The sequence below is a fragment of the Kitasatospora sp. NPDC058162 genome (genome assembly GCF_042884005.1).
GTDB lineage: Bacteria > Actinomycetota > Actinomycetes > Streptomycetales > Streptomycetaceae > Kitasatospora.
In genome coordinates this window covers 96,972-120,266 of sequence record NZ_JBHVUS010000026.1, presented here as the reverse complement: position 1 = coordinate 120,266, position 23,295 = coordinate 96,972, and the positions used below count along the sequence as shown (strand labels likewise).

Sequence of the window (23,295 nt, the reverse complement as noted above, 5' to 3'; positions counted from 1 at the left end):
GACGCTTCCTTCGGACCGCCTTCCAGCGGGCCCTCCGGGCGCTTCGTTCTTTCGTGTTTCCAGCTTATCAGATGTTTTCCGCTCCGTTTTCCGGAGTTTCATTCATCGGATTCACTTTCCGCTTTGTCGCCCCGGTCTCCCGCGGCGACTCCGGAACTGTACGGGGACGGACCCGCCACATGCAAATCGCCTCCGCCCGGGGCTCCGGGCGGAGGCGATCCGCGGAGTTGACCCTCGTGAGGGTCAGCGAACCTCGGTGATCTCCGGGCCACGCGAGAACGGGTCGAGCGAGCCGTAGCGGCCCTCGCCCTCGGCCGCGGCGGCAGCAGCCCCGCCACCGTCGGCCACCATCTGGGCGTCCTCGGGAAGCTTCAGCACGATCGGGTCGCGCGGAGCCATCGGGGTCTCGCCGCGCACGACGACGGTCTGCCGGAAGACCTGCTCCAGGATCCCGGCCATCTCGGGCTGCACGGCGGCCTGGCCCGAGATCACACCGCGCAGGAACCAGCGCGGGCCGTCGCAGCCGACGAAGCGCACCAGCTGCACGCCCTGGGTGCCGTCCGGCAGCTGCACCGGGACCTGAGCGCGGAGGTGCCAGCCGAGCGGGCCCTCCTCCTCCTCGATCTGGCCGCCCTGCGAGGTGATGCCGTTGGCGATCTCCTCGCGGACCTCCCCCCAGATGCCCTCCGACTTCGGGGCCGCGAAGGCCTGGAGCTGGATGGCGCTGTTGCCGAGCACGAGGGTCGCCGCGACGATCGCGTCTCCGGCGACCTCCACGCGCAGCTCCATGCCCTCGACGCCGGGGACCAGCAGACCCCCGAGGTCGACTCGTCCCTCCTCCGGCGTCTCCAGCTCGGAGTGGTCCCACGGGCCGTCCGGCCGCGGGGCTGCCGGCAGGCCGACCCTGTCAGCGGGGTCCACCTCGGTCACGTTCTCGCTCTCGGCGGAACCTTCGACGTCATCGGCCGTCTCGTCGGCGCTGATGGCGTCGTCGGCGAGCTGCTCGACAGCGTCCTCGCTCTTCTGGCGACGACGGAACACGGTCACTGTCCTTCCCGGTCCAAGACCGATGCGAATACCTGCTCGGCTTCCTGCGAGGCCGCGGGAATGCTAGACCGCGGCGTGGCCACCGGTCGACCCGAACCCGCCCTCGGCACGTGCCGACCCAGGCAGCTCGGCCACCTCGTGGAAGCGGGCCTTCTCGACCTGCTGGATGACCAGCTGGGCGATCCGGTCCCCTCGGCGGAAGCTGACCCCCTCGCGCGGGTCCAGATTGACGACGATCACCTTGATCTCTCCACGGTACCCGGCATCGACCGTCCCCGGGGCGTTCACGAGAGCAACTCCGCAACGAGCTGCCAGCCCGGAGCGCGGGTGGACGAAGGCCGCGTAGCCGTCCGGCAGGGCGACGGCGATGCCGGTGGGGAGCACCGCCCGCTCGCCGGGGGCCAGCTCGGCGTCGACGGTGGTCCGCAGGTCGGCACCGGCGTCCCCGGGCTGCGCGTACTCGGGCAGCGGCAGCTCGGCGTCGATGCGCCTGATCAGGACGTCCAGCTGCGGACGGGGGGTCTCGCTCAAGGGTTCACCTCAAAGGCTCGTGCGCGCTTCATCAGATCCGGGTCGTCGAGGACCTTCTCGATGTCCTCGGGACGACCGTGCGTGGTGAAGTGTTCCAGCTTCACCTGGATGAACAGTGCCTGAGCACGCACGGCGACCGGTCCGTCCGGGCCGCCGATCCGCCCCTCGGCGGCGCTGTAGATCTTGCGGCCGTGCACCCCGGTGATCCAGGCCCGCAGGTGCAGCACCGAGTCGACGGGCACCGGGCTGAGGAAGTCGGTCTCCAGCCGGCCGGTCACCGCGGGGGCGTGCAGCAGCCAGTTCAGCGTTCCGAGGGTCTCGTCCATCGCCGTGGTGAGAACCCCGCCGTGGGCCAGCCCGGGGCCGCCCTGGTGGACGTCCCGGACGCTGAACTCGGCGGTGACGTCCAGGCCCTCGCCGGCCACCGCGTCGATCCGCAGGCCGCCGGGGTGCTGGGGGCCGCAGCCGAAGCAGTGCTCGTAGTGGGAGCCGAGGCGGGTGCCGGGGGCGGGCGCGTGGGGGTGGCGCTCCGGGATCACGGCGTCCGGCGGCGGGGTGGTCGGGGTCGGCGGCAACGCGGGCGCCGGCCGGTCGGTGGGGGTCGTGGGGGTGGTCGTACCGGTCACGGCTCGCCAGCCTACCCAGGGGTAGCAAGGCCTCCGGTGGGGGTGGCGTCCCGACCCGGGCGTCAGGGCGCCCACAATGGAGGGCATGTACGACGAACGCCTCACGGTGCCGCGCTCCTGGTTGCTGCTCCCGGTCGCAGTCGGTCTGACCCTCGCACTGATCCTGATCCGGGTCAGCGGGCCGGCCGCGCTGGTCGGCCTGGTGGTCGGCATCGCCGTCGGCGCGGTGGCGATCAGCAGTTACGGCTCGGCCCGGATCCGCGTGGTGCAGGGCTCACTGGTGGCCGGACCGGCCCGGATCCCGGTGGAGGCGCTGGGCGCCGCCCACGCGCTGAGCCCCGCCGAGGCGGCGGCCTGGCGCGGCCCGAAGGCCGATCCCCGCGCCTTCATGCTGCTGCGCAGCTACGTCCCGACGGCGCTGCGGGTCGAGGTGAGCGACCCGGCCGACCCGACGCCCTACCTGTACCTGTCGACCCGCTCGCCGATGAAGCTGGCCGAGGCGCTGGAGGAGGCCCGGCGCGGCGCCCGTACCTAGCCGACGCGCACGGCCCCGAAAAACCGAGAGGGACGGTTCCGCTGCTGCGGGACCGTCCCTACGACTTTGTCCTGACCGGCACGCGGCCGACCGACTCCGTCCTCCCGGGTCCGTCCGTCAGGACGGTCCGCGGACCTGCCGTCCGGCCCCGCTGCCCGGGGCCGGAAGGGGCGGTGTGCCGGTGCCGCGGGAGCCACGGGCACCTGGCGCTGTCCGCTGCGGTGCTCAGGCGCCGCAATCCCGGCAGATCGGGTTGCCGTTCTTCTCGCTGTAGAGCTGGCTGCGGTGGTGGACCAGGAAGCAGCTCATGCAGGTGAACTCGTCCGCCTGCTTGGGCAGGACACGGACGGCGAGTTCCTCGTTCGAGAGGTCGGCACCGGGAAGCTCCATGCCCTCGGCGGCGTCGAACTCGTCGACGTCGACGGAGCCGCCGCCCTTGTCGTTCCGCCGAGCCTTGAGCTCCTCGATGCTGTCTTCGTTGAGCTCGTCGTCGGTCTTGCGTGGGGTGTCGTAGTCGGTTGCCATTGTCGCTCTCCCCCTCCGGGTTTGTGCGGTGTGTGCGGTATCTCCAGCGCACGTAACGCATGGGGGGTCGGTCTTGTGCCCGACCCGAGGCGGAGATTTTGCCTTACTTCAAGCCCTGTTACTCAATCGACACTCAGCCAGGGCTCCGTTGGGGTGATCCTCCAGGGCGCGGAAGGCCTCACGCTGGGCCATCTTCGACCCGCCGAGCGCCCCCTGAACCGGCGACTCACAGTGAGCGGAAGCCGTACTGGTGTCCGCCCAATCCCTTGCCCACCAGGGATGCCGACCAATCCTGCGGACCGGCAGCAGGCCGGATTCCGGTCACGGACGGCGATCGGCTACCCCGATGGGGTGATCACTCTCCGGGGTCGCCCAGAATCGCGGAGCGACATGGTGTGAGCTTGGTCACGTTCAGAATCTTCCGGGGCAAACCACGGAAAATCCACCCACTCCGCCCCCTCGCCCAGGGGGCGTGACAGCCCGGCGGGAGCGCCCCCGCCGGCGTCCCGACCGGCGTCCAAGCCGACGCCCCGCCGGCCTCCCCGCCGACCTCCTGGCCGACGTTCCGGCCGACCTCCTAGCCGGCGTTGCGGCGGGCCTCCCGGCGGGCCAGCAGCGCGGCCTGGCGCTCCTCGAACTTGCGCGCCTGTCCGTCCAGCCCGTCCAGGAAGACGCCCAGCTCGTTCTGCGCCAGCAGGCCCTCCGGGCCGAGGCCGTCGAGCTCCATCACGCGCAGCTTGCGCAGCACCGGCTGCAGCACGTCGTCGTGGTGGATGCGCAGGTTGTACACCCCGCCGATGGCGATCTGGGCGGCGGCGCGCTCGAAGCCGGGGATGCCGTGGCCGGGCATCCGGAAGTCGACGACCACGTCGGCGATGGCGCGCATGGCCTGGTCCGGGGCGATCTCCAGGGCGGCCTTCAGCAGGTTCCGGTAGAAGACCATGTGCAGGTTCTCGTCGTTGGCGATCTTCGCCAGCAGCTGGTCGGCCAGCGGGTCGCCCGCGTACTTGCCGGTGTTGCGGTGCGAGATGCGGGTCGCGAGCTCCTGGAAGGCCACGTACGCGACCGAGTGGAGCATGCTGTGCGAGTTGTCGGACTCGAAGCCCTCGGACATGTGGGACATCCGGGCCCGCTCCAGCTCCACCGGGTCGACGGCCCGGGTGGCGAGCAGGAAGTCGCGGATGGCTATTCCGTGCCGGCCCTCCTCGGCGGTCCAGCGGTGCACCCAGGTGCCCCAGGCGCCCTCGCGGCCGAACATGGTCGCGATCTCGTGGTGGTAGCTGGGGAGGTTGTCCTCGGTCAGCAGGTTCACCACCAGCGAGACCCGGCCGAGCGGGGTCACCCGGGACTGCTCCAGCGACCAGGCCTCGCCGCCCAGCACGCCGTCGAAGTCGCGGCCCTGGCTCCACGGCACGAACTCGTGCGGCATCCACTCCTTGGCCACGCCCAGGTGGCGGTTGAGCTCCTTCTCCACGACCTCTTCGAGGGCCAGGATGAGCCGCGTGTCGGTCCAGCCGCTCGATCCGAGCGACGGGCTGCTCTGCACAGGGGCGATGGTCACGGTCTTGCTCCTGGGGACGGATACGCGCTGGACGGGCGCGTTGGGCGGGCACGCGTCGTGTCGGGAGCCTTCGGCGGACGAACCGGCGGGCGCACTTACGGTTGCGTAGGTTACGACACCGTAAGTTGCTCGGGGCGGAAAAGACAAGCCGCCCCCGCCAGGCCTTATGTCGTCTTGACGGGCCTGGCGGGGGCGGCTGGAAACGGTCGCCCACGGAACGTGGCAGCACCGGGGGCCGGCACGGCGGGAACGGCGTCGCGCCGTGGGGCGCGGTGGCGGCGAGGAGGGGCCTGGAGGGTCGCTAGGGCGAGGGAATCCGCACCCGCATGGTGAGGCCGCCCCCGGCGCGCGGGGTGGCCTCGATGGTGCCGCCGTGGGCGCGCACCACCGAGCGGACGATGGACAGGCCCAGACCGACCCCCTTGTCGCTGCGGGTGCGGTCGGCGCCCTTGATCCGGCGGAACGGCTCGAAGATGTGCTCCAGCTCGTACCCGGGCACCACCGGGCCGGTGTTGGAGACCACCAGCTCGCCGCCGCCCGGCACGGTCGCGGTGGCCAGCTCGACCCAGCCGCCGGGGGTGTTGTAGCGGACGGCGTTCTGCAGCAGGTTGAGCGCCAGCCGCTCCAGCAGCACGCCGTTGCCCGCGACCACCGCCGGGTCGAGCTTGGACCGCAGCTCGACCTCCCGCTTGTCGGCCTCGCCCCGGGTCTGCTCCAGCGCCCGGGTGGCCACCTCGGACAGCTCCACGGCGCGGCGGTCGGTCAGCTCGTTCTCGCTGCGGGCCAGCAGCAGCAGGCCCTCCACCAGCTGCTCGCTGCGCTCGTTGGTGGCCAGCAGGGTCTTGCCGAGCTGCTGGAGGTCGGGCGAGGCGGCCGGGTCGGAGAGCTGGACCTCCAGCAGGGTGCGGTTGATCGCCAGCGGGGTGCGCAGCTCGTGCGAGGCGTTGGCGACGAAGCGGCGCTGGGAGTCGAAGGAGCGGTCCAGCCGGTCCAGCATGTCGTCGAAGGTGTCGGCGAGCTCCTTGAGCTCGTCGTCCGGGCCGTCCAGCTCGATCCGGCGGTGCAGGTCGGAGGAGGCGACGTCACGGGCGGTGCGGGTGATCCGGCCGAGCGGGCGCAGCACCCGGCCGGCCATCGCGTAGCCGGCCGCGAAGGCGATCACGGCGAGGCAGACGAGCACCGTGAGCAGCTTGCGCAGCAGGGTGTTGAGCGCCTGGCCGGCCTGGAAGGAGCGCTGGTCGTTCAGCCACTGGTCGAGCGCGGACTGGGTGGTGATGACCTGGCCGTCCGCCGTCCGCACGGGGATGCCGTTGAGCACCAGGTGGGGCTGGCCGACCTGCTGGAGCGCCTGCTGGACGAAGAAGTACATCACCAGCAGCAGCACCACGCCGGCCATCAGGAACACCCCGCCGTACAGCAGGGTGAGCCGCATCCGGATGGTCGGGCGGAACGGCAGCCAGGCGAGCAGGCCGTCGCCGGGGACGTAGGTCTCGGGCTGGCCCGGGCGGGTCGGGCGCGGCGGGTGCACGGGCTTGGGCGGTACGGCTCGCGGGCCGCCGGCGGGCGCGCCGGAGGGCCCGCCGGCCGGGGGCGGCGGGGTGGTCATGATCGTCCTCTCGGGCGTCCGCCGGGGGCGGGCGCTGGGTACGGCGGGGGGATCCTCGGGGGCGGGGCCCCGGGGACGGAGTCCGGAGGTCGGTGCTCCGGGGGGACGGACTCCGGGGGGTCAGGTTCCGGGGTTCGGGTTCCGGGGTCGGATTCCGGTCAGATCCGGTAGCCGGAACCGGGCACGGTGACGATCACCGGCGGGTCGCCGAGCTTGCGGCGCAGCGTCATCACGGTGACCCGCACGACGTTGGTGAACGGGTCGGTGTGCTCGTCCCAGGCCTTCTCCAGGAGCTGCTCGGCGGAGACGACCGCGCCGCCCGCCCGCATCAGCACCTCCAGGACGGCGAACTCCTTGGGGGCGAGCTGGACGGTGCGCCCCTCGCGGATCACCTCGCGCCGGCCGGGGTCGAGCGAGATGCCGGCCCGCTCCAGCACCGGGGGCAGCGGGACGGTCGCGCGGCGACCCAACGCCCGCACCCGGGCGACGAGTTCGCTGAAGGCGAACGGCTTCGGAAGGTAGTCGTCGGCGCCGATCTCCAGGCCCTCGACCCGGTCGCTGATGTCGCCGGAGGCGGTCAGCATGATCACCCTGGTGGCCAGGCCCTGCTCGACCACCTTGCGGCAGACGTCGTCGCCGTGGACCAGCGGGAGGTCGCGGTCCAGGACCACCACGTCGTAGTCGTTGACCGCGATGCGCTGGAGCGCGGCCTCCCCGTCGTACACCACGTCGACGGCCATCGCCTCGCGGCGCAGGCCGGTCGCGACAGCCTCGGCGAGCAGCTGCTCGTCCTCGACGACGAGAACCCGCACGGTCGTTGTCCCTTCTCCAGGCCGGCCCCGGAAAGCGGACGCACGGCTCCGACGGTGCCTCCATCCTGCCTGGTCCTGCGGTAAAGCAGCGATAAGCTGCCCCTCGGGCAGGAAGCCCGGACCTCGTGACGGTGACCGTTCGTACCGGGAACGCTCCGCTTGGACTGTGACACGGGCAACTTTCTTCCGCCGGGAGGTTTCCCGGCCCCCGGGGCGGGGAGGACAGCTGCACACCCGCGATCTGGCTGATGGCCGATCGCACCCACCCGCCGTGCGTTCATCCGCGCCGGCCCTGGGGCTGGGACGTCACCGGGAGCGGCCGAAGGGCCGTCTCCGCGCCCGACCGGAGATCCACCACCTGTCGGACCGGGCGCATTCACCGGCTGGACCCTCCTCGGGGCGGAGAACGTACGACCGTGCACGTCCGACACAGTAAGGGGGCCCGTATGGACGCCTTCAAGGCCGGAATCCTGCAGCGCATAGCCAACGCCGAGCAGGACCTGCACCGCGCGATCGAGGCCGGGGACGAGTTCCTCGCCGAGGTGGAGCAGTCCGAGCTGGACGACCTCCGTCGTCTCGCCGCCGAGCACGGTGTGGACACCGTGCTGGACCGCCACCGCACCGCCGCCTGACCCGACACGCCGGTCCTCCGGCACCAGCGGCCCTGCGGGGGCCGTGCGAAACCCCAAGCCCTGGCATCCCCCGTGTGCCAGGGCTCTTCGCATGTCCGGAGGGTTCTCGCCGGGGGCCCTCCGGATTCGCGGGGCCGGGTCAGTCCGCCCAGGCGCGCAGCTCGGCCAGCCGCTCCTGCAGCGGCTGGTACACGCCCGGGGCGGCGGCCACCGTCAGCTCGCCGTCCGGGCCGTGCCCGGGGCGGCCGCCGACCAGGGCGCCGGCCTCGGTGGCGATCAGGCAGCCGGCCGCCCGGTCCCAGGGGGCGAGGCCGCGCTCGTAGTAGCCGTCCAGCCGCCCGGCGGCCACGTCGCACAGGTCGACCGCGGCCGCCCCGCCCCGGCGGACGTCCCGCACCTCGGGCATCAGGGCCAGCAGCACCTCGGCCTGGCGCACCCGCACCGGCTGGACGTAGTTGAACCCGGTGGCGATCAGCGCCTGGCCCCAGGGCGGGGCCGGGCGGGCCGAGATCGGCCGGCCGTCGAGGTGGGCGCCGCGGCCCAGCACGGCGTGGAACAGCTCGCCGCGGGCCGGTGCGTACACCACCCCGACGGCGGCCCGGCCGTCCACCTCGGCGGCCACGCTGACCGCCCAGGAGGGCAGGCCGTACAGGTAGTTGACCGTGCCGTCGAGCGGGTCGACGACCCAGCGCACCCCGCTGGTGCCGGGCCGCTCGGTGCCCTCCTCACCGAGGTAGCCGTCCTGGGGGCGGCGGTCGGCGATCAGCTCCACGACGAGCTTCTCCGAGGCGAGGTCCATCTCGGTGACCACGTCGACCGGACTGCTCTTGGTGCCGGCCACGCCGAGGTCGGCGGGGCGGCCGTCGCGCAGCAGGGCGCCGGCCTGCCGGGCCGCGTCCAGGGCGACGTCGAGCAGGTCGTCGAGGAGCCGGTCGTCGGGCTGGGCGGGGGTGGGCACGGGGTTCTCCTCCGGAAGGGGGTTCAGCGCTCGGCGGCGGCCGGGCGCGGGGTGCGCGGGTTGGGGCAGCAGGCCACCGCGCAGAGGTCGTGGCTGGGGCCGAGGGCGCCGAGGGCGCAGCGGGTCACGGGCTCGCCGCGCTCGGTGGCGGCCCGCTCCAGGACGAGCTCGCGCACGGCGGCGGTGAACCGCGGGTCGGCGCCGACGGTGGCCGCGCGGGAGACCGGCAGGCCCAGTTCGGCGGCCTTGGCCACGGCCTCGGTGTCGAGGTCGTACTTGACCTCCATGTGGTCGGACACGAAGCCGATCGGGACCATCACCACGGCCGGCGCGCCGTCGGCGTGCTGGGCCTCCAGGTGGTCGCAGATGTCCGGTTCCAGCCACGGGGTGTGCGGGGCGCCGCTGCGGCTCTGGAACACCAGCCGCCACGGCCGGTCGGCCACGCCGGTGCGCTCGGCGACGGCCGCGGCGATCAGCCGGGCCACGTCCAGGTGCTGGGCGACGTAGGCGCCGCCGGGGGTGCCGCGGGCCGGGTCCTCCGGGGCGCCGGAGGTCTCGGCCATCGCGTCCGGGATGGAGTGGGTGGTGAAGGCCAGCCGGGCACCGGGGCGGGCGGCCTCGGGCAGCTCGGCCAGCGCGGCCAGGGTCGCGTCGATCATCGGCTCGACGAAGCCGGGGTGGTTGTAGAAGTGCCGCAGCTTGTCGACGGTGAGCGCCGGACGCCCCTCCTCGGCCAGCGTGGCCAGCGCGTCGGCCAGGTTCTCCCGGTACTGGCGGCAGCCCGAGTAGCCGGCGTAGGCGCTGGTGGCGAGCACGGCGATCCGGCGGTGGCCGGCGTCGGCCATCTCGCGCAGGGTGTCCACCAGGTACGGGGCCCAGTTGCGGTTGCCCCAGTGGACCGGCAGGTCCAGCCCGTGCTCGGCGAAGTCCTTGCGCAGGGCGGTGAGCAGCTCGCGGTTCTGCCCGTTGATCGGACTGACCCCGCCGAACATGAAGTAGTGCTTGCCCACCTCCTTGAGCCGCTCCCGGGGGATGCCGCGGCCCCGGGTGACGTTCTCCAGGAACGGGACGACGTCCTCGGGGGCCTCGGGCCCGCCGAAGGACAGGAGCAGCAGGGCGTCGTACGGGGCGGCGCCGGAGGGGGAGGGTTTGCGCGCGTCGGACATGGCACCGATCCTGCCACTGAGGGGCCGGACACCGGCGCCGGGGCTGCGCGGGCGTCCGGGAAATACCGTTTGCCAACCTACGTAAGCTGTCTGAGCCCGCGTCGTTCCTTACTCCCCTGCCCGGAGCTCCCGTGCTGTCCAGCTACCGCCGAATATTCGCCGCGCCCGGCACCGTGGCCTTCTCCTCCACCGGGTTCGTCTCCCGACTGCCGATCTCGATGACCGGCATCGGCATCGTGACCATGCTGTCCCAGCTGCGCGGCTCGTACGGCGTGGCCGGCCTGGTCTCGGCGGCCCTGGCGGTCTCCGCTGCCGTCCTGGGCCCCCAGGTCTCCCGACTGGTGGACCGGCACGGCCAGGCGAGGATCATCGTCCCGGCCATGGCCCTCACCATCGGCTCGGTCGTCGGCCTGCTGCTCTGCGCCCGGCTGGACGCCCCGGACTGGACGCTGTTCCTCTTCGCCGCCGGCATGGGCGTCATGCCGAGCACCGGCGCCATGGTCCGCGCCCGCTGGGCGCACCTCTACCGCGAGGACGCCGACCGGCTGCACACCGCCTACTCCTTCGAGGCGGTGGTCGACGAGGTCTGCTTCATCGTCGGCCCGATCCTCTCCATCGGCCTGGCCACCTCGGTCTTCCCGGAGGCCGGCGTGCTGCTCGCCGGGATCTTCCTGACCGTCGGCGTGCTGCTGTTCGCCGGCCAGCGCTCCACCGAGCCCCCGGTCCACGAGGCCGCCGGGCACCAGGGCGGCTCGGTGATCCGCAACCGCGGCCTCCAGGTGCTGATCCTCACCTTCGTCGCCACCGGCGCGATCTTCGGCTCGGTCGAGGTGGTCACCGTCGCCTACTCCGAGGCCCAGGGGCACAAGTCGGTCTCCAGCGTGATCCTCGCCCTGTGGGCGCTCGGCTCCTGCCTGGCCGGGGTGGTGTTCGGCGCCGTCAAGCTCACCGGCTCCATGGCGAAACGATTCTTCCTCGGCGTGCTGTTCATGGCGCTCAGCATGGTGCCGATCCTGCTGGTCGCCCACGCCGTGCACGGCATCGGCGGGCTCGTCGCGGTCGGCGCCGCACTGCTCGTCGCCGGCATCGCCATCTCCCCCACCCTGATCACCGCGATGGCCCTGGTCGAGCGGCTCGTCCCGGCCGCCCAGCTCACCGAGGGCATGACCTGGACCACCACCGGCCTCGCCCTCGGGGTCGCGGTCGGCTCCTCCGCCGCGGGCTGGGTGATCGACGCCTCCGGCGCCGCCGCCGGCTACTGGGTCCCGCTGACCGCCGGCGTGCTCGGAGCACTCGCCGCCCTCGCCGGGCTCGGCCGACTGCGCGCCGGACTCGCCGCCGGAAACCCTGCCGACCAGGCCGGCGGAACGTCCGGCCGACCCGTAGACGTCGAACGGTGAACTGACTAATCTCGCCCTACCCGCGGCCCTACCCGTGGGTAGGGCCTGCCCCCGGGATCCTCCGGGCCAGGCCGCCCCGGACCGCGCCGACCCGTTCGGCCACGGAGCAGGAGGCAGCGCAGATGCCCCAGGCCAGCACCGCGACCCGCACCCGGTGGACCAACTGGGCCGGCAACCAGAGCGCCGACCCGGCCCGGACCGCCACCCCGGGCACCGCGGAGGAACTGGCCAGGGAGCTCGCGCGCGCCGCCGAACAGGGCCGCAGCGTCAAGGCCGTCGGCTCCGGCCACTCCTTCACCGCGATCGCCTCGCCCGGCGACGGCCTGCTGGTCCGGCCCCACGCGCTCACCGCCGTCCGCGGGATCGACCGCGAGGCCGGCACCGTCACCGTCGAATCCGGCCTCCCGCTCAGCCGCCTCAACCGGCTCCTCGCCGGCGAGGGCCTCTCCCTCACCAACATGGGCGACATCGAGGTCCAGACCGTCGCCGGCGCCACCAGCACCGGGACCCACGGCACCGGCCGCGACTCCGGCTCGCTCGCCGCCCAGATCCGCGCCCTGGAGATCGTGCTCGCCGACGGCAGCGTCCGGCACTGCTCCCCCACCGAGAACCCCCGGCTCTTCCAGGGCGCCCGGCTCGGCCTCGGCGCCCTCGGCGTGATCACCGCCCTCACCTTCGGCGTCGAACCGGCCTTCCTGCTCACCGCCCACGAGCAGCCGATGGCCTTCGACGAGGTGCTGGAACGCCTCGACGACCTCACCGCCGTCAACGAGCACTTCGAGTTCTACTGGTTCCCGCACACCGACCGCTGCGCCACCAAGCGCAACAACCGCAGCCAGGGGCCGGCCGCCCCGCTGCCCCGGTTCAAGGGGTGGCTGGAGGACGACTTCCTCTCCAACACCGTCTGGGAGGGCGCCTGCCGGGTCGGCCGCCGCTTCCCCGGCTCCATCCCCTCGATCGCCTCGATCGCCAGCCGCGCCTGGTCCGACCGCAGCTACACCGACACCGCGTACAAGGTGTTCACCAGCCCGCGCAAGGTCCGCTTCCTGGAGATGGAGTACGCCGTCCCGCGGGCCGCCGTCGCCGAGGTGCTGCGCGAGCTGAAGGCCCTGGTCGAACGCTCCGACTGGAAGGTCAGCTTCCCGGTCGAGGTGCGCTTCGCCCCCGCCGACGACCTCTGGCTCTCCACCGCCTCCGGCCGGGACAGCGCCTACATCGCCGTCCACCTCTACCGGGGCACCCGCGACCAGGGCTACTTCACCGGCGTGGAACAGCTGATGACCGCCCATCAGGGCCGCCCGCACTGGGGCAAGCTGCACACCCGCGACGCCGAGTACCTGGCCGGCGTCTACCCGCACTTCGGGGACTTCACGGCGCTGCGCGACGAGGTCGACCCCCAGCGCCTGTTCGGCAACGACTACCTGCGGCGGGTGCTGGGGGCCTGACCGGGGGGCCTCAGGGAGTACTGGTGGCGGGCGGGGGCGGCGCCACCGTCCCGTTCGCCGGGGCGTTGCTCGGCACCGGCGGCTGCGGCGTGGCCTCACCGGTGGGCCGGCCCGAACCGCCCGCCGACGGCGAGGCGCCGGCCGACGGGCTCGCACTCGGACCCGCCGAGGGCGAGGCGCTCCCGCTCGCACCGCCGCTCGGGGTGGCGGTCGGCTCCCGGCTCGGCGGCGTCGTCGCCGGGGCCGAGGCCCCGCCGGACGGCGTGTCCTGCGAGCCGCGCCCGGTGGACGGGCGCTGCGAGGGGACGTCCGGCGGCGCCGGGTCCTTGCGCGTCACCGTGCCGCCGAAGGACGTCCCGCTACCGGACTCGCCCCGCACCGTCGCCGAGAGCGGCTGCTGAGTGGCCACTTCGAACGCCACGATCGGCGTCATCGCCAGGACGAAGACCAGCCCGGAGACCGCCGCGTAGCCCTTCCAGCCCAGCCGCCGGCGCGCCCGCACCACCTGCGGCTCGTTCCACTCCGAGGTGATCGCCGGCGGCCCGGCCGGCTCCCCCGCCGGGCCCTCCCGCTCCGCCGGCACCTGGCGCAGCCCGTTCACCGTCTGGTTCGGCCCGCGGTCCACCGCGTCGCGCAGCTGCTCACCGGTCCGCCGGAACACGTGCTGGAACACCGCGCCGCCGGTGGTGGCCCCGATGCTGACCACCGCCGCGCCCATGATCGTTCCGTACACGCCGAGTTCGGAGGCGAGCAGCGCGCCCACCACCGCGGCCAACGCGCTCGCCGCGACCTGAGCCATGCTCAGATCGATCCGCTTGCGCTCCTCCTTGCCGCCCTCCTCGGCGGGACTCCGCTCCGGCATCAACATCCCTCGGTCCGTACGACTCCGACTCGAACAAGTCTCTCCATCTTGCCCAAAGAAGGACACAAGGGACGAAAATGCGGTTCTCCGCGCCCGGATTGTGTGAAGATGATCACCGTTCATCCGGCGACGGTCCGCCGCCAGGGGCGCGCGCTCTTGAGATTCCCGTGAATCGCGGGAGACTTGAGCGGCGAGCCGCCCCTCCGGATGCCACGAATGGAGTACTGTTCGTAAAGCCCGAGCCTTGGGTCGACTTGTCGACTGTGCCTTCACCGGCAGCTTGACGAAGAGCCACTGAACGGGCACGCACGGCGACGCCGGTCCCGGATCGTCGCGAACACTCCGCGTGCGAGGACGGCCGGGACACCCAGGCGCGACGTCGACGGATGACGTGGCAAAAAGGCAACCGTGCCACAGCGGCGCAGCCGGGCGTAAGCCCGACACGCCGGGGAACTCAGCAAGGTTGTGGCCAGTCGCGAGTGGGCAGGCCACACTCAGTACGGGAGCAGCGACGCAGGTGACGTCGGCAGGCACCACCCGGGAGGTAACCGTGCCCGAACTGCGGGTTGTGGCCGTCAGCAACGACGGCACACGGCTGGTGCTCAAGGCTGCCGACAGCACGGAGTACACCCTCCCCATCGACGAGCGGCTACGCGCCGCCATCCGCGGCGACCGGCCGCGCCTCGGCCAGATCGAGATCGAGGTCGAGAGCCACCTCCGCCCCCGGGACATCCAGGCCCGGATACGAGCCGGAGCCTCCGCCGAGGAGGTCGCCCAGGCCGCCGGCATCTCCGTCGACCGCGTCCGCCGCTTCGAAGGGCCGGTCCTCGCCGAACGCGCCTTCATGGCCGAGCGCGCCCGCAAGACCGCCATCCGCCGCAACGGCGAGTCCCCCGGACCGCAGCTCGGCGAGGCCGTCGCCGAACGGCTCGCCCTGCGCGGCGCCGAGAAGGACACCGAACGCTGGGACTCCTGGCGGCGCGACGACGGCACGTGGGAGGTCATCCTCTACTACCGTGCCGACGGCGAGGGCCGCAGCGCGTCCTGGACGTACGACCCGCCCCGGCGCCTGGTCCAGCCCAACGACGACGAGGCCCGCGCGCTGATCGGCGAGAGCGTCGAGCGCGAGGAGGACTCGGTCTTCCCGTTCATCCCGCGGATCGCCCGGCTCCCCCAGGACCGGCCGCCCCGCCCGATGATCGACCGGCCTTCCGCCGACCGCATCATGTCGGCCCGCGAGGTCCGCGAGTCGCGCGAGGCCACCGCCGAGTCCCGGGACTCGCTGACCAGCCTGCTCGACGTGGTCCCGGCCTTCCGCGGCGACCTCGCCGTCGGCGGCCCCGCCCCGATCGAACCGGTGCCCGCCGAGGTCGCCGAGGAGAACGAGGAGCCGGCCGCGGCCGCCGCACCGGCGGTCGGCGCGGGCTCTGCCTACGCCGACATCCTGATGCCGCGCGCCGTCGCCCCGCACCGCGAACGCCTGGTCGGCACCACCGACCGGCAGGCCGAGGCGGACGGCGTCCGGCCCGGCCGCCGGGCCACCGTGCCCAGCTGGGACGAGATCGTCTTCGGCAGCCGGCGTAAGAAGCAGGAGTAGTACCGACGCCGGAGGGGCGGGAGGCCTGGCCTCCCGCCCCTCCGGCGTGTCCGGGCCGGGACTCAGCCCGGCTGGTCGGTCACCGCCACCGGGCGGCCCGCGTCGCTCGACCACTCGCTCCACGAACCCGGGTACAGCACGGCGTCCAGACCGGCCGCCTCCATCGCCAGGATCTGGTGCGCCGCCGTCACCCCCGAACCGCAGTACACCGCGGCCTTCCGCTCCCCCACGCCGAACGCCCGGAAGCGGTCCAGCAGTTCGGCCGCCGGGCGGAACCGCCCGTCCGGGCCCACGTTCTCCGAGGTCGGCGCCGACACCGCGCCCGGGATGTGCCCGGCCCGCGGGTCCACCGGCTCGGTCTCACCCCGGTAGCGCTCGCCGGAACGGGCGTCCAGCAGCAGGCCGCTGCGCGCCCAGGCCGCCGCGCCGTCCGCGTCCACCGTCGGCAACTGCCCCGGGACGGGCTTGAAGTCGCCCTCCGCCGGCTCCGGCAGCTCGGCCGTCACCGGCAGCCCGGCCGACCGCCAGGCCGCGAAGCCGCCGTCCAGTACCCGGACGTCGCGGTGCCCGGCCCAGCGCAGCAGCCACCAGGCCCGGGCCGCCGCCATCGACGCCGCGCCGTCGTACACCACGACCGGGCGCCCGGAGCTCACCCCGAACCCGCGCATCGCCGCACCGAACTCCTCCGGATCCGGCAGCGGGTGGCGCCCGCCCCGGCCCGGGGCGCCGGGCGGGGCCGCGAGGTCCCGGTCCAGCTCGACGAAGTGCGCACCGGGCAGGTGTCCGGCCCGGTACTCCTCGGCCGCGGTCGGGCCGCCCGGCGCGGCACCGACCAGCTGGTAGCGCACGTCCAGCAGCACCGGCGGCCGCGCGGAGGCGAGCGCCTCCCGCAGCTCGGCCGCGGAGATCAGCGGGGAACCGTCGTTGAAGGTGGTCATGCCGGCCATTGTCGCGCAGCGCGCGCCCCGGGTGCCCGAACCACCGCTCTTTGTGCGCTCTTTGCCGGACTTTCCGCGCGGGTCGAGGGTTGGGCGCGCGCCAGAGTGGAAGCATCACCCTCGCGCGCCCGGATTTCCGTGCGCCAACCACCCGTGAGGAGGCCCGCATTGCCCGCGGTGGAACTCCGACTGGCCCAGGGCACGCCCTGCTGGGTCAGCCTGCTGACCGACGACCTGACCGGCGCCCAGGCCTTCTACGGCGAGCTGCTCGGCTGGACGTACTCCCCCGGGCCGGGCCAACTCGGCGCCTACGTCCGGGCCGAGCTCGACGGCGCCCCCGTCGCCGGCCTCGGCGTCTCCACCGCCACCGGCTTCCCGGTGCAGTGGACCACCTACTTCGCCGTGGACGACGCCGACCGCACCGCCCAACTGGTGCGCGAGTGCGGCGGCACCGTCGCGGTCGGGCCGCTGCAGGCCGAGGCCGCCGGGCGGATGGCCATCGCCTCCGACGTCTCCGGCGCCGTCTTCGGCCTCTGGCAGGGCGAGGAGCACATCGGCCGGGAGGCCGGGACGGAACCCGGCGGCCCCGCCTGGGCCGAACTGCTCACCCCCGACGCCGACGGCGCCGCCGTCTTCTACGGCGCGGTGCTCGACCGTCCGGTCCGGCCCGCCGTCGGCGAGACCGCGCTGCTGGTGCACGGGCGCCCGGTCGCCGGCATCCGCCACCACGCCGACCTGCGCGGCCACCCGCCGCGCTGGCGCACCCACTTCGCCGTCCGGGACGCCGCGCTGACCGCCCGTCACACCGTCGAACTCGGCGGCCGCGTCCTGGTCGAACCGCACGACACCGCCCGCGGCCGGGCCGCCCGGCTGGCCGACCCGCAGGGCGGGCACTTCTCGGTACTCGAAACCGCGGGCTGACGCGCCCAGGCCGGAATGCCTTACGCCTGCTGCTCCTCGAAGGGCAGCACGTCCGGGGAGAGCACCGAGGCGCGCGCGGTCGCGGCGGTCATCCGGCGGCGGTGGTGGCGGCGGCACAGCACCTCGTAGCCGATCTCGTCCTCGCTCACCGAGATGTCGCCGATCACCACCTGGGCGCCCTCGACGACCATCACCCCGCCGACCGTACGGGCGTTGTGGGTCGCCCGCGCACCGCACCAGCACAGCGCCTCGACCTGGAGCACCTCCACCCGGTCGGCCAGCTCGATCAGCCGCTGCGAACCGGGGAACAGCCGGGTGCGGAAGTCGGTGGTGATGCCGAAGGTGTAGACGTCGATGTCCAGTTCGTCGACCACCCGGGCCAGCTGGTCCACCTGCTCGGCGGCGAAGAACTGGGCCTCGTCGCAGATCAGGTAGTCCACCCGGCCGCCCGCCGAGAGCCGCTGCACCACGTGCGCGAGGAAGTCGAAGTCGTCCGTCACCTCGACCGCGTCGGCGCGCAGGCCCAGCCGGCTGGAGATGGTGGCGGCGCCGGCCCGGTCGTTGCGGGTCAGGATGACGCCCTGCCGGCCGCGCGCGGCGTGGTTGTGGTCCATCTGCAGCGCCAGCGTCGACTTGCCGCAGTCCATCGTGCCCGAGAAGAACACCAGTTCAGCCATGGGTGGAGCAAGGGCCTTTCACATCAAGGGGGTTCGGGCGCAGGGAAGTCAAGGCTCCGACTCAGCCCCGGACTTCGAGGAGCGGCACGAACTGCTCGACCGGGGTCATCGAGCCGTGCAGACCGATCATCGCGGACTCGCCGGGCTCGTTGCGGGAGGCGATGATGGCGATGTCGTCGCGCGCCGCGGCGACCACGTCGCCGATCCGCCGGTACACCCGCTCGTCGACGGTCGGGCCGAACCAGCCCGCCGCGATCGCCTCGTCCCGGGTGGCCACCCACATCCGGTCGCCAAGCACCTCGCTCCAGACCGTGTGCACGTCGGCCGCTGCACCCGGCACCGCGTACACGTGCCGGGCCCGGCCCTCGCCGCCGAGCAGGGCGACGCCTGCGCCGAGCTCCCAGTCCTCGTCGAAGTCGATCCGGTCCTCGGGGGCGATGTCGATCATGCCGTGGTCCGCCGTCACGTACATCGCCGAACGCGGCGGCAGCTGCTCGGCCAGCCGACGGGCCAGCCGGTCCACCGCGTCCAGCGTCATCCGCCACTCGTCGGAGTCCACCCCGAAGCGGTGGCCGGCGCCGTCCAGCTCGCTGACGTAGGTGTACACCAGCGCCCGGTCGTGCTCGGCCAGCCAGGAGGCGGCCAGGTCCATCCGCTCCTCGCCGGTGGTGCGGCCCAGGAAGGTGCCGCCGGACAGCGCCACCCTGGTCAGCGGGGTCTGGGCGAACAGCGGGGAGGACACCTGGGCGGTCGCCACCCCGGCCCGGTGGGTCTGCTCGAACACCGTCGGGTACGGCTGCCAGACGTGCGGGTCGGTGTGCGGCTGCCAGCGCAGCTGGTTCATCAGGTAGTCGGTGCCCGGCACCGCCACCGTGTACCCGGCCAGGCCGTGCAGGCCCGGCGGCGTACCCGTGCCGACCGAGGCCAGCGAGGTCGCGGTGGTCGACGGGAAGCCCGCGGTCAGCGGACGGCCGGAGCCGCCCATCGAGCTCCCGGCCAGCGAGGACAGGAACGGCGCGTACTCGGGGTGGCGCAGCAGCAGCTCCCAGCCGAGGCCGTCCACCAGGAACACCACCGCCCGGTCGGCCGGGGCGATCGGCAGCGTCGCGGTGAACCCCGGGACGCCCAGCCCCGCCGCCACCGAGGGCAGCAGGTCGCAGAGCGAGCCGCTGCCGTACGGGGGCGCGGGAGCGGCGGCCGGGTCGAGGATCTCGAAGGCGTCGTAGCCGTCGGAGGGTGCGAAGGACATGGAACCGGATTCGTAGCGGGCGGGACCGCGGGCAGGAGCGCGATCGGGAACGGCGGGGGCTCGGACGGGACCGCGGTCGGGAACGACGGCGCTCAGCCGGGAGCGACGGGCTCGGCCGGGGCCTCAGACCCGGGGAGCGTTGTCGATCGTCGCGTCGGACAGCGCCCGGGCGAACACCAGCGCCTGGGCCACCGTCTCCGGGCCGTCGCCGGCCTCGCTCACCCGCAGCGAGAGGTCGTCGGCCGTCGCCGAGCCGGTGTAGCCGTGGTCGGCCTCGCAGTTCGGGTCCGAGCAGCCGGCCGGCTCCAGGTCCAGGCGCTGCACCGCGCCCCAGCCGATGGTCAGCACGACCTCGCGCGGCAGCGTCCCCGGCGTGTACGTCTCCGGGTTCGCCACCATCCGGCTCAGCACGACCGAGCCGATCCGGTCCAGCCGGACGCTCTCCGTCGAGGTCGTGGCGAACGGCACCGCGGGGCTGCCCGCGTCGCCGGACTGCTCGTCGGTGTGGCTCACCACGAAGCGGGTCGGGGTCAGCACCAGCACCGTCACGTGCCGGCGCACCTCGTTGGAGTCGAAGGTCGTCTCCTGGTGCACCAAGTAGGAGCTGATCGGCTCCGGGCCCACCGCGGCCTCCACCGCCTCGGACACCAGGGCCGGGTAGTAGCCGCTGCGCTCGATCGCCGAGCGCAGGTCCTGAGTGGTGGTGGTACCGGTCTTCGCCATAACTCCATCCTGGCATGGTCCGCCGACGAAGCGGGCGGCGCGGCGCCGAGCTTCGGACATCAGCGCCCACGGGCAGGCGCAACCAAGGAAGGTTACAGCGTGCTCATCGCGCGCGGGCCCAGATCGCTGCGGACGGGCAGCGGTGCGACCCGCACCCGCGCCCCCAGGATCGCCAGTCCGTGCGGGGCGACGACCACCGGTTCGAGGTCCACCGAGGCGATCTCCGGTACGTCGTCCACCAACTGCGACACCCGCAGCAGCAGCTCCTCCAGCGCGGCGGTGTCCACCGCCTCGGCACCGCGCCAGCCGAACAGCAGCGGCGCCGCCCGCACCTCGCGGATCAGCCCGGCGACGTCCTGGTCGGTGGCCGGGACGAGGCGGTGGGCCACGTCGCCCAGCAGTTCGGCGGGGGCGCCGGCCAGGCCGAAGGAGAGGATCGCGCCGACGGCCGGGTCGACCGTGGCGCCGATCACGGTGTCCACGCCGCGCGGGGCCAGCCGCTGCACCACCAGCTGGGCCTCGGCCGCGCCGCCGAGCAGGGCGTCCAGCTCGCGGTGGGCGCGGCGCAGGCCCGCCTCGCCGGTCAGGTCCAGCCGGACGCTGCCCAGGTCGGGGCGGTGGCGCAGGTGCGGGGCGGTCGCCTTCAGGGCCACCGGGTAGCCGAGCTGCCCGGCGGCCCGGACGGCCTCCTGCTCGTCCGGGGCTGGCAGCGTGGGCGAGACGTCGATGCCGTAGCGGGCCAGCAGCAGCCGGGCCTCGGCGTCGGACAGGGTGATCCGGGCGCCACCGGGCTGGGTGCGCGCGGCTACCGCGGCACGGGTGCTCAGCGCCGTGTCCACCAGGGCGCGGGCGCCGGGCTCGTCGATCCGGTCCAGGTCGGGGACGCGCGCCGTCTCCTCCGCCTCGGCGGTGCGGCGGCGCCACTGGGCGTAGTGCACGGCGTGCGCGAGGGCGCGCACGGCCCGCTCGGGCGCCGCGTAGGCCGGGATGCCGCCGGGGCGCAGCCGGGTCGGCAGGTCGGTCAGGGCCAGGTGGGCCAGCACCAGGGGCTTGCCCAACTCCCGCGCCCGCTCGCCCGCTTCGAGCAGGGCGGTGGCGATCTCCGGGTCGTCCGAGCCCATCTCGGGATCGTCCGGGCCGGTCAGCCGGCCGCCCATGAAGGCGTGCGCGGAGGTGCCGATCGGGGGGATCGCGACGGCGATCACCGCGTCCACGGCCGGATCGCTGAGCGCGACGTCCAGCGCGATCCGGAAGTTCTCGCCGGTCGCGGCCGTGGTGAGGTCGACCGGCGTGCGCGGCCGCAGCCCGGCGCTCAGGCAGGTGTCGTAGGTGAGCAGGCCCAACGAGTCGGAGTTGCCGACCACGGCGACCCGGTCGCCGGGCGGCAGCGGCTGCTGGGCGAGCAGCTCACCGGTGTCGAACAGTTCGGTGATGGTCGCCACCCTGGTGACCCCGGCCTGTTCGAACAGCGCGTCCACGGTGGCGTCGTGCAGGCCGGTGGCGGTGGCCGGGACGGCGTGGCCGGGCGGCAGGCTGCCGGTGTGGCGGGCCCCCTTGACCACGACCACCGGCTTGGCGGTGGCCAGCCGGCGCGCGATCCGGGTGAACTTGCGGGGGTTGCCGAAGGACTCCAGGTAGAGCAGCACCACCTCGGTGGCGTCGTCCTCGGCCCAGTACTGGAGGAAGTCGTTGCCGGAGACGTCCGAGCGGTTGCCGACCGAGGCGAAGGAGGAGACCCCGAGGCCCCGCCGGTGGGCGGACTCCAGCAGGGCCACGCCGATCGCCCCGGACTGGCAGAAGATCCCGAAGCCGCCGCGATCGGGCAGGTGCGGGGCGAGCGAGGCGTTCAGCGGGCGGTCGGGGTCGGTGTTGATCAGGCCGAAGGCGTTCGGGCCGACCACCCGCATGCCCGCCGCGCGGGCCTGGCGCACCAGGGCGCGCTGACGGTCCCGGCCCTCCGGGCCGGTCTCCGCGTAACCGGCGGTGACCACCACCAGGCCCTGCACGCCGTGGGCGCCGCACTCGGCGACGGCCGCCGGGACGACGCTCTCGGGGACGGCGATCACCGCGAGGTCCACCGGCCCGGGAATGTCCAGAATCGAACGGTGCACCGGGACGCCGTCCAGTTCGGTGCCGGGCGGAGCACTGCGGTTCACCGCGTAGACGGTGCGCGGGGCGCCCTTGGACTCGTACCGGCTCGCGAACTCGGTGTCGAAGCTGCCGAGCAGGTCGCGCAACAGGGCCCGGCCGACGGTCTGCGGATTGCGGGAGACCCCGATCACGGCCACCGAGCGCGGGGTCAGCAGCCGCTGCACCGAGCGGGCCTCGGCACGGTGCTCGCGGGCGCGCATCACGGCGAGCGAGCGGTCGGTCTGTTCGAGGTCGAACTCCAGGTGCACCACGCCGTCGGCGAAGCTGCGGTGCTGGGTGTAGCCGGCGTCGGTGAAGACCTTCACCATCTTGCGGTTCTCCGGCAGCACCTCGGCCTGGAAGCGGCGGATACCCCGCTCCTGGGCCACCGCCGCGATGTGCTCCAGCAGCGCGGAGGCCACGCCGCGGCCCTGGTGGGCGTCCTGGACCAGGAAGGCGACCTCGGCGTCCGTGCCGTCGTCGGAGGGGCGGCCCTCGGCGTCGATCCGGTCGTAGCGGACGGTCGCGATGAAGTGGTCGCGGACCACCACGGCGAGGCCGACCCGGTTCACGAAGTCGTGGTGGGTGAAGCGGCGGACGTCCTTGTCGGAGAGCCGCGGGTAGGGGGCGAAGAAGCGGAAGTACTTGGACTGGTCCGAGACCTGTTCGTAGAACTCCACCAGGCGCCCGGCGTCGCCCGGGGTGATCGGCCGGATCCGGGCCGTGCCGCCGTCGCGCAGCAGGACGTCGGCTTCCCAGTGCTGCGGATAGTCGGGTTGCTCGGGGTTCGCCACCGCGGGGTCTTCCACATTCGTCAGGTTATCCGGCGGCGAGCCGAATGGCGCCGGGTGCGTGCCCACGGCAGGGTGGACAGGGCCGCTGGCCGGGCCTTATGCCCCGAAAAGAAACAATCACAAGTCCCGAACGCGACGCCTCGCAGGGGTTGTCTGCGTGCAACACTGGTCTAGACAACACGGTCGTTTCCCCCGCTCCCCGAGCACGGCCGTGACCAGCTTCACCGGAAAGGCACGTCTCATGGCCGAGCGCCGCGTCACCATCGGTTGGGCCGAGGGCCTGCACGCCCGTCCCGCCTCCGTCTTCGTCCGGGCCGTCACGGCCACCGGCGTGCCGATCACCATCGCCAAGCCGGGCGGCAACCCCGTCAACGCCGCCTCCATGCTCGGCCTCCTCGCCCTGGGCGCCCAGGGCGGCGACGAGGTCATCCTGGCCTCCGACGCCCCCGGCGCCGACGAGGCCCTCGACCGCCTCGCCAAGCTCGTCGCCGAAGGCCTCGACGAGCTCCCGGCCGCGGCCTGAGCCGCGACGTGACCGAGGCCCCCGGGATCACCCCGGG

At 73.5% G+C, this 23,295-nt stretch carries 22 protein-coding genes; 7 read left to right on the top strand and 15 right to left on the bottom strand.

Annotated features, from left to right (window positions below; all coding sequences use genetic code 11):
• Positions 1–243: 243 nt before the first annotated feature.
• From ACFVXG_RS33430 to ACFVXG_RS33420, 3 genes are all read right to left on the bottom strand, one after another.
• Positions 244–1,041: a DUF3710 domain-containing protein gene (locus ACFVXG_RS33430; RefSeq protein WP_387932947.1), complete on the bottom strand. Its 798-nt coding sequence runs from the start codon at positions 1,039–1,041 to the stop codon at positions 244–246.
• A 69-nt stretch (positions 1,042–1,110) separates the two neighbouring features.
• Positions 1,111–1,578 carry a dUTP diphosphatase gene (dut, locus tag ACFVXG_RS33425; protein WP_360237628.1) on the bottom strand — a complete coding sequence of 156 codons (468 nt, stop codon included), beginning with the start codon at positions 1,576–1,578 and terminating at the stop codon, positions 1,111–1,113.
• Positions 1,575–2,153 carry a PaaI family thioesterase gene (locus ACFVXG_RS33420; RefSeq protein WP_387932957.1) on the bottom strand — a complete coding sequence of 193 codons (579 nt, stop codon included), beginning with the start codon at positions 2,151–2,153 and terminating at the stop codon, positions 1,575–1,577. Before ACFVXG_RS33420 ends, dut begins: the two co-directional genes overlap by 4 nt.
• 136 nt (positions 2,154–2,289) lie before the next feature.
• Here ACFVXG_RS33420 and ACFVXG_RS33415 point away from each other — a divergent pair, with 136 nt between their 5' ends.
• Positions 2,290–2,739 carry a DUF3093 domain-containing protein gene (locus ACFVXG_RS33415; RefSeq protein ID WP_387932945.1) on the top strand — a complete coding sequence of 150 codons (450 nt, stop codon included), beginning with the start codon at positions 2,290–2,292 and terminating at the stop codon, positions 2,737–2,739.
• Positions 2,740–2,964: 225 nt separating this feature from the next.
• On the opposite strand, the gene ACFVXG_RS33410 is transcribed toward ACFVXG_RS33415, so the two are convergent.
• From ACFVXG_RS33410 to ACFVXG_RS33395, 4 genes are all read right to left on the bottom strand, one after another.
• The gene (locus tag ACFVXG_RS33410) at positions 2,965–3,264 is read right to left on the bottom strand and encodes a DUF4193 domain-containing protein (RefSeq protein WP_030057692.1); all 300 of its coding nucleotides are present in this window, start codon (positions 3,262–3,264) and stop codon (positions 2,965–2,967) included.
• Positions 3,265–3,841: 577 nt separating this feature from the next.
• A complete protein-coding gene (locus ACFVXG_RS33405; protein WP_387932943.1) occupies positions 3,842–4,825 on the bottom strand; it encodes an acyl-ACP desaturase in 984 nt (327 codons plus the stop codon).
• A gap of 301 nt (positions 4,826–5,126) precedes the next feature.
• Positions 5,127–6,431 (bottom strand): HAMP domain-containing sensor histidine kinase, encoded by a 1,305-nt coding sequence (locus tag ACFVXG_RS33400; RefSeq protein ID WP_350507834.1) that lies wholly within the window; start codon positions 6,429–6,431, stop codon positions 5,127–5,129.
• 158 nt (positions 6,432–6,589) lie between these two features.
• Positions 6,590–7,243 (bottom strand): response regulator transcription factor, encoded by a 654-nt coding sequence (locus ACFVXG_RS33395; RefSeq protein WP_063349384.1) that lies wholly within the window; start codon positions 7,241–7,243, stop codon positions 6,590–6,592.
• A gap of 446 nt (positions 7,244–7,689) precedes the next feature.
• Here ACFVXG_RS33395 and ACFVXG_RS33390 point away from each other — a divergent pair, with 446 nt between their 5' ends.
• Positions 7,690–7,875: a hypothetical protein gene (locus tag ACFVXG_RS33390; RefSeq protein WP_030285471.1), complete on the top strand. Its 186-nt coding sequence runs from the start codon at positions 7,690–7,692 to the stop codon at positions 7,873–7,875.
• A gap of 139 nt (positions 7,876–8,014) precedes the next feature.
• On the opposite strand, the gene ACFVXG_RS33385 is transcribed toward ACFVXG_RS33390, so the two are convergent.
• Positions 8,015–8,833 carry an inositol monophosphatase family protein gene (locus tag ACFVXG_RS33385; protein WP_387932940.1) on the bottom strand — a complete coding sequence of 273 codons (819 nt, stop codon included), beginning with the start codon at positions 8,831–8,833 and terminating at the stop codon, positions 8,015–8,017.
• A 23-nt stretch (positions 8,834–8,856) separates the two neighbouring features.
• Complete coding sequence (locus ACFVXG_RS33380; RefSeq protein ID WP_387932938.1) at positions 8,857–9,999, bottom strand: ferrochelatase; 1,143 nt, start codon at positions 9,997–9,999, stop codon at positions 8,857–8,859.
• A 131-nt stretch (positions 10,000–10,130) separates the two neighbouring features.
• Here ACFVXG_RS33380 and ACFVXG_RS33375 point away from each other — a divergent pair, with 131 nt between their 5' ends.
• Together ACFVXG_RS33375 and ACFVXG_RS33370 are read left to right on the top strand one after the other, a co-directional pair.
• Positions 10,131–11,399 (top strand): MFS transporter, encoded by a 1,269-nt coding sequence (locus ACFVXG_RS33375; protein ID WP_387932936.1) that lies wholly within the window; start codon positions 10,131–10,133, stop codon positions 11,397–11,399.
• Between the two features lie 122 nt (positions 11,400–11,521).
• Entirely contained in the window at positions 11,522–12,844 is a 1,323-nt protein-coding gene (locus ACFVXG_RS33370) for a D-arabinono-1,4-lactone oxidase (protein ID WP_387932934.1), read from the top strand.
• Positions 12,845–12,854: 10 nt separating this feature from the next.
• Here ACFVXG_RS33370 and ACFVXG_RS33365 read toward each other — a convergent pair whose 3' ends face one another.
• Entirely contained in the window at positions 12,855–13,706 is an 852-nt protein-coding gene (locus ACFVXG_RS33365) for a hypothetical protein (RefSeq protein WP_387932932.1), read from the bottom strand.
• 517 nt (positions 13,707–14,223) lie between these two features.
• On the opposite strand from ACFVXG_RS33365, the gene sepH reads away from it, so the two are divergent.
• Complete coding sequence (gene sepH, locus ACFVXG_RS33360; protein ID WP_350507828.1) at positions 14,224–15,303, top strand: septation protein SepH; 1,080 nt, start codon at positions 14,224–14,226, stop codon at positions 15,301–15,303.
• A gap of 62 nt (positions 15,304–15,365) precedes the next feature.
• Here sepH and ACFVXG_RS33355 read toward each other — a convergent pair whose 3' ends face one another.
• Entirely contained in the window at positions 15,366–16,241 is an 876-nt protein-coding gene (locus ACFVXG_RS33355) for a sulfurtransferase (protein ID WP_387932930.1), read from the bottom strand.
• A gap of 177 nt (positions 16,242–16,418) precedes the next feature.
• Here ACFVXG_RS33355 and ACFVXG_RS33350 point away from each other — a divergent pair, with 177 nt between their 5' ends.
• Positions 16,419–17,162: a VOC family protein gene (locus ACFVXG_RS33350; protein ID WP_387932955.1), complete on the top strand. Its 744-nt coding sequence runs from the start codon at positions 16,419–16,421 to the stop codon at positions 17,160–17,162.
• A 20-nt stretch (positions 17,163–17,182) separates the two neighbouring features.
• On the opposite strand, the gene ACFVXG_RS33345 is transcribed toward ACFVXG_RS33350, so the two are convergent.
• The 4 genes from ACFVXG_RS33345 to ACFVXG_RS33330 form a co-directional block, all read right to left on the bottom strand.
• A complete protein-coding gene (locus ACFVXG_RS33345; RefSeq protein ID WP_387932928.1) occupies positions 17,183–17,839 on the bottom strand; it encodes a thymidine kinase in 657 nt (218 codons plus the stop codon).
• Positions 17,840–17,900: 61 nt separating this feature from the next.
• Positions 17,901–19,088 carry an alkaline phosphatase family protein gene (locus tag ACFVXG_RS33340; RefSeq protein ID WP_387932926.1) on the bottom strand — a complete coding sequence of 396 codons (1,188 nt, stop codon included), beginning with the start codon at positions 19,086–19,088 and terminating at the stop codon, positions 17,901–17,903.
• Positions 19,089–19,211: 123 nt separating this feature from the next.
• Positions 19,212–19,811: a DUF5998 family protein gene (locus ACFVXG_RS33335; RefSeq protein WP_350507824.1), complete on the bottom strand. Its 600-nt coding sequence runs from the start codon at positions 19,809–19,811 to the stop codon at positions 19,212–19,214.
• Positions 19,812–19,903: 92 nt separating this feature from the next.
• Complete coding sequence (locus ACFVXG_RS33330) at positions 19,904–22,750, bottom strand: GNAT family N-acetyltransferase (protein WP_387932924.1); 2,847 nt, start codon at positions 22,748–22,750, stop codon at positions 19,904–19,906.
• A 226-nt stretch (positions 22,751–22,976) separates the two neighbouring features.
• Here ACFVXG_RS33330 and ACFVXG_RS33325 point away from each other — a divergent pair, with 226 nt between their 5' ends.
• Positions 22,977–23,258, top strand: coding sequence for an HPr family phosphocarrier protein (locus ACFVXG_RS33325; protein ID WP_350507822.1), 282 nt, complete (start codon positions 22,977–22,979; stop codon positions 23,256–23,258).
• Positions 23,259–23,295 lie beyond the last annotated feature (37 nt).

Excerpts from the sequence above, each read along its gene's own strand:
- ACFVXG_RS33345 (WP_387932928.1), bottom strand. The coding sequence starts at position 17,839 with ATGGCTGAACTGGTGTTCTTCTCGGGCACGATGGACTGCGGCAAGTCG.
- ACFVXG_RS33370 (WP_387932934.1), top strand. The coding sequence starts at position 11,522 with ATGCCCCAGGCCAGCACCGCGACCCGCACCCGGTGGACCAACTGGGCC.
- ACFVXG_RS33335 (WP_350507824.1), bottom strand. The coding sequence starts at position 19,811 with ATGGCGAAGACCGGTACCACCACCACTCAGGACCTGCGCTCGGCGATC.
- ACFVXG_RS33380 (WP_387932938.1), bottom strand. The coding sequence starts at position 9,999 with ATGTCCGACGCGCGCAAACCCTCCCCCTCCGGCGCCGCCCCGTACGAC.
- ACFVXG_RS33415 (WP_387932945.1), top strand. The coding sequence starts at position 2,290 with ATGTACGACGAACGCCTCACGGTGCCGCGCTCCTGGTTGCTGCTCCCG.
- ACFVXG_RS33340 (WP_387932926.1), bottom strand. The coding sequence starts at position 19,088 with ATGTCCTTCGCACCCTCCGACGGCTACGACGCCTTCGAGATCCTCGAC.
- ACFVXG_RS33325 (WP_350507822.1), top strand. The coding sequence starts at position 22,977 with ATGGCCGAGCGCCGCGTCACCATCGGTTGGGCCGAGGGCCTGCACGCC.
- ACFVXG_RS33410 (WP_030057692.1), bottom strand. The coding sequence starts at position 3,264 with ATGGCAACCGACTACGACACCCCACGCAAGACCGACGACGAGCTCAAC.
- ACFVXG_RS33390 (WP_030285471.1), top strand. The coding sequence starts at position 7,690 with ATGGACGCCTTCAAGGCCGGAATCCTGCAGCGCATAGCCAACGCCGAG.
- ACFVXG_RS33365 (WP_387932932.1), bottom strand. The coding sequence starts at position 13,706 with ATGCCGGAGCGGAGTCCCGCCGAGGAGGGCGGCAAGGAGGAGCGCAAG.
- ACFVXG_RS33400 (WP_350507834.1), bottom strand. The coding sequence starts at position 6,431 with ATGACCACCCCGCCGCCCCCGGCCGGCGGGCCCTCCGGCGCGCCCGCC.
- ACFVXG_RS33355 (WP_387932930.1), bottom strand. The coding sequence starts at position 16,241 with ATGACCACCTTCAACGACGGTTCCCCGCTGATCTCCGCGGCCGAGCTG.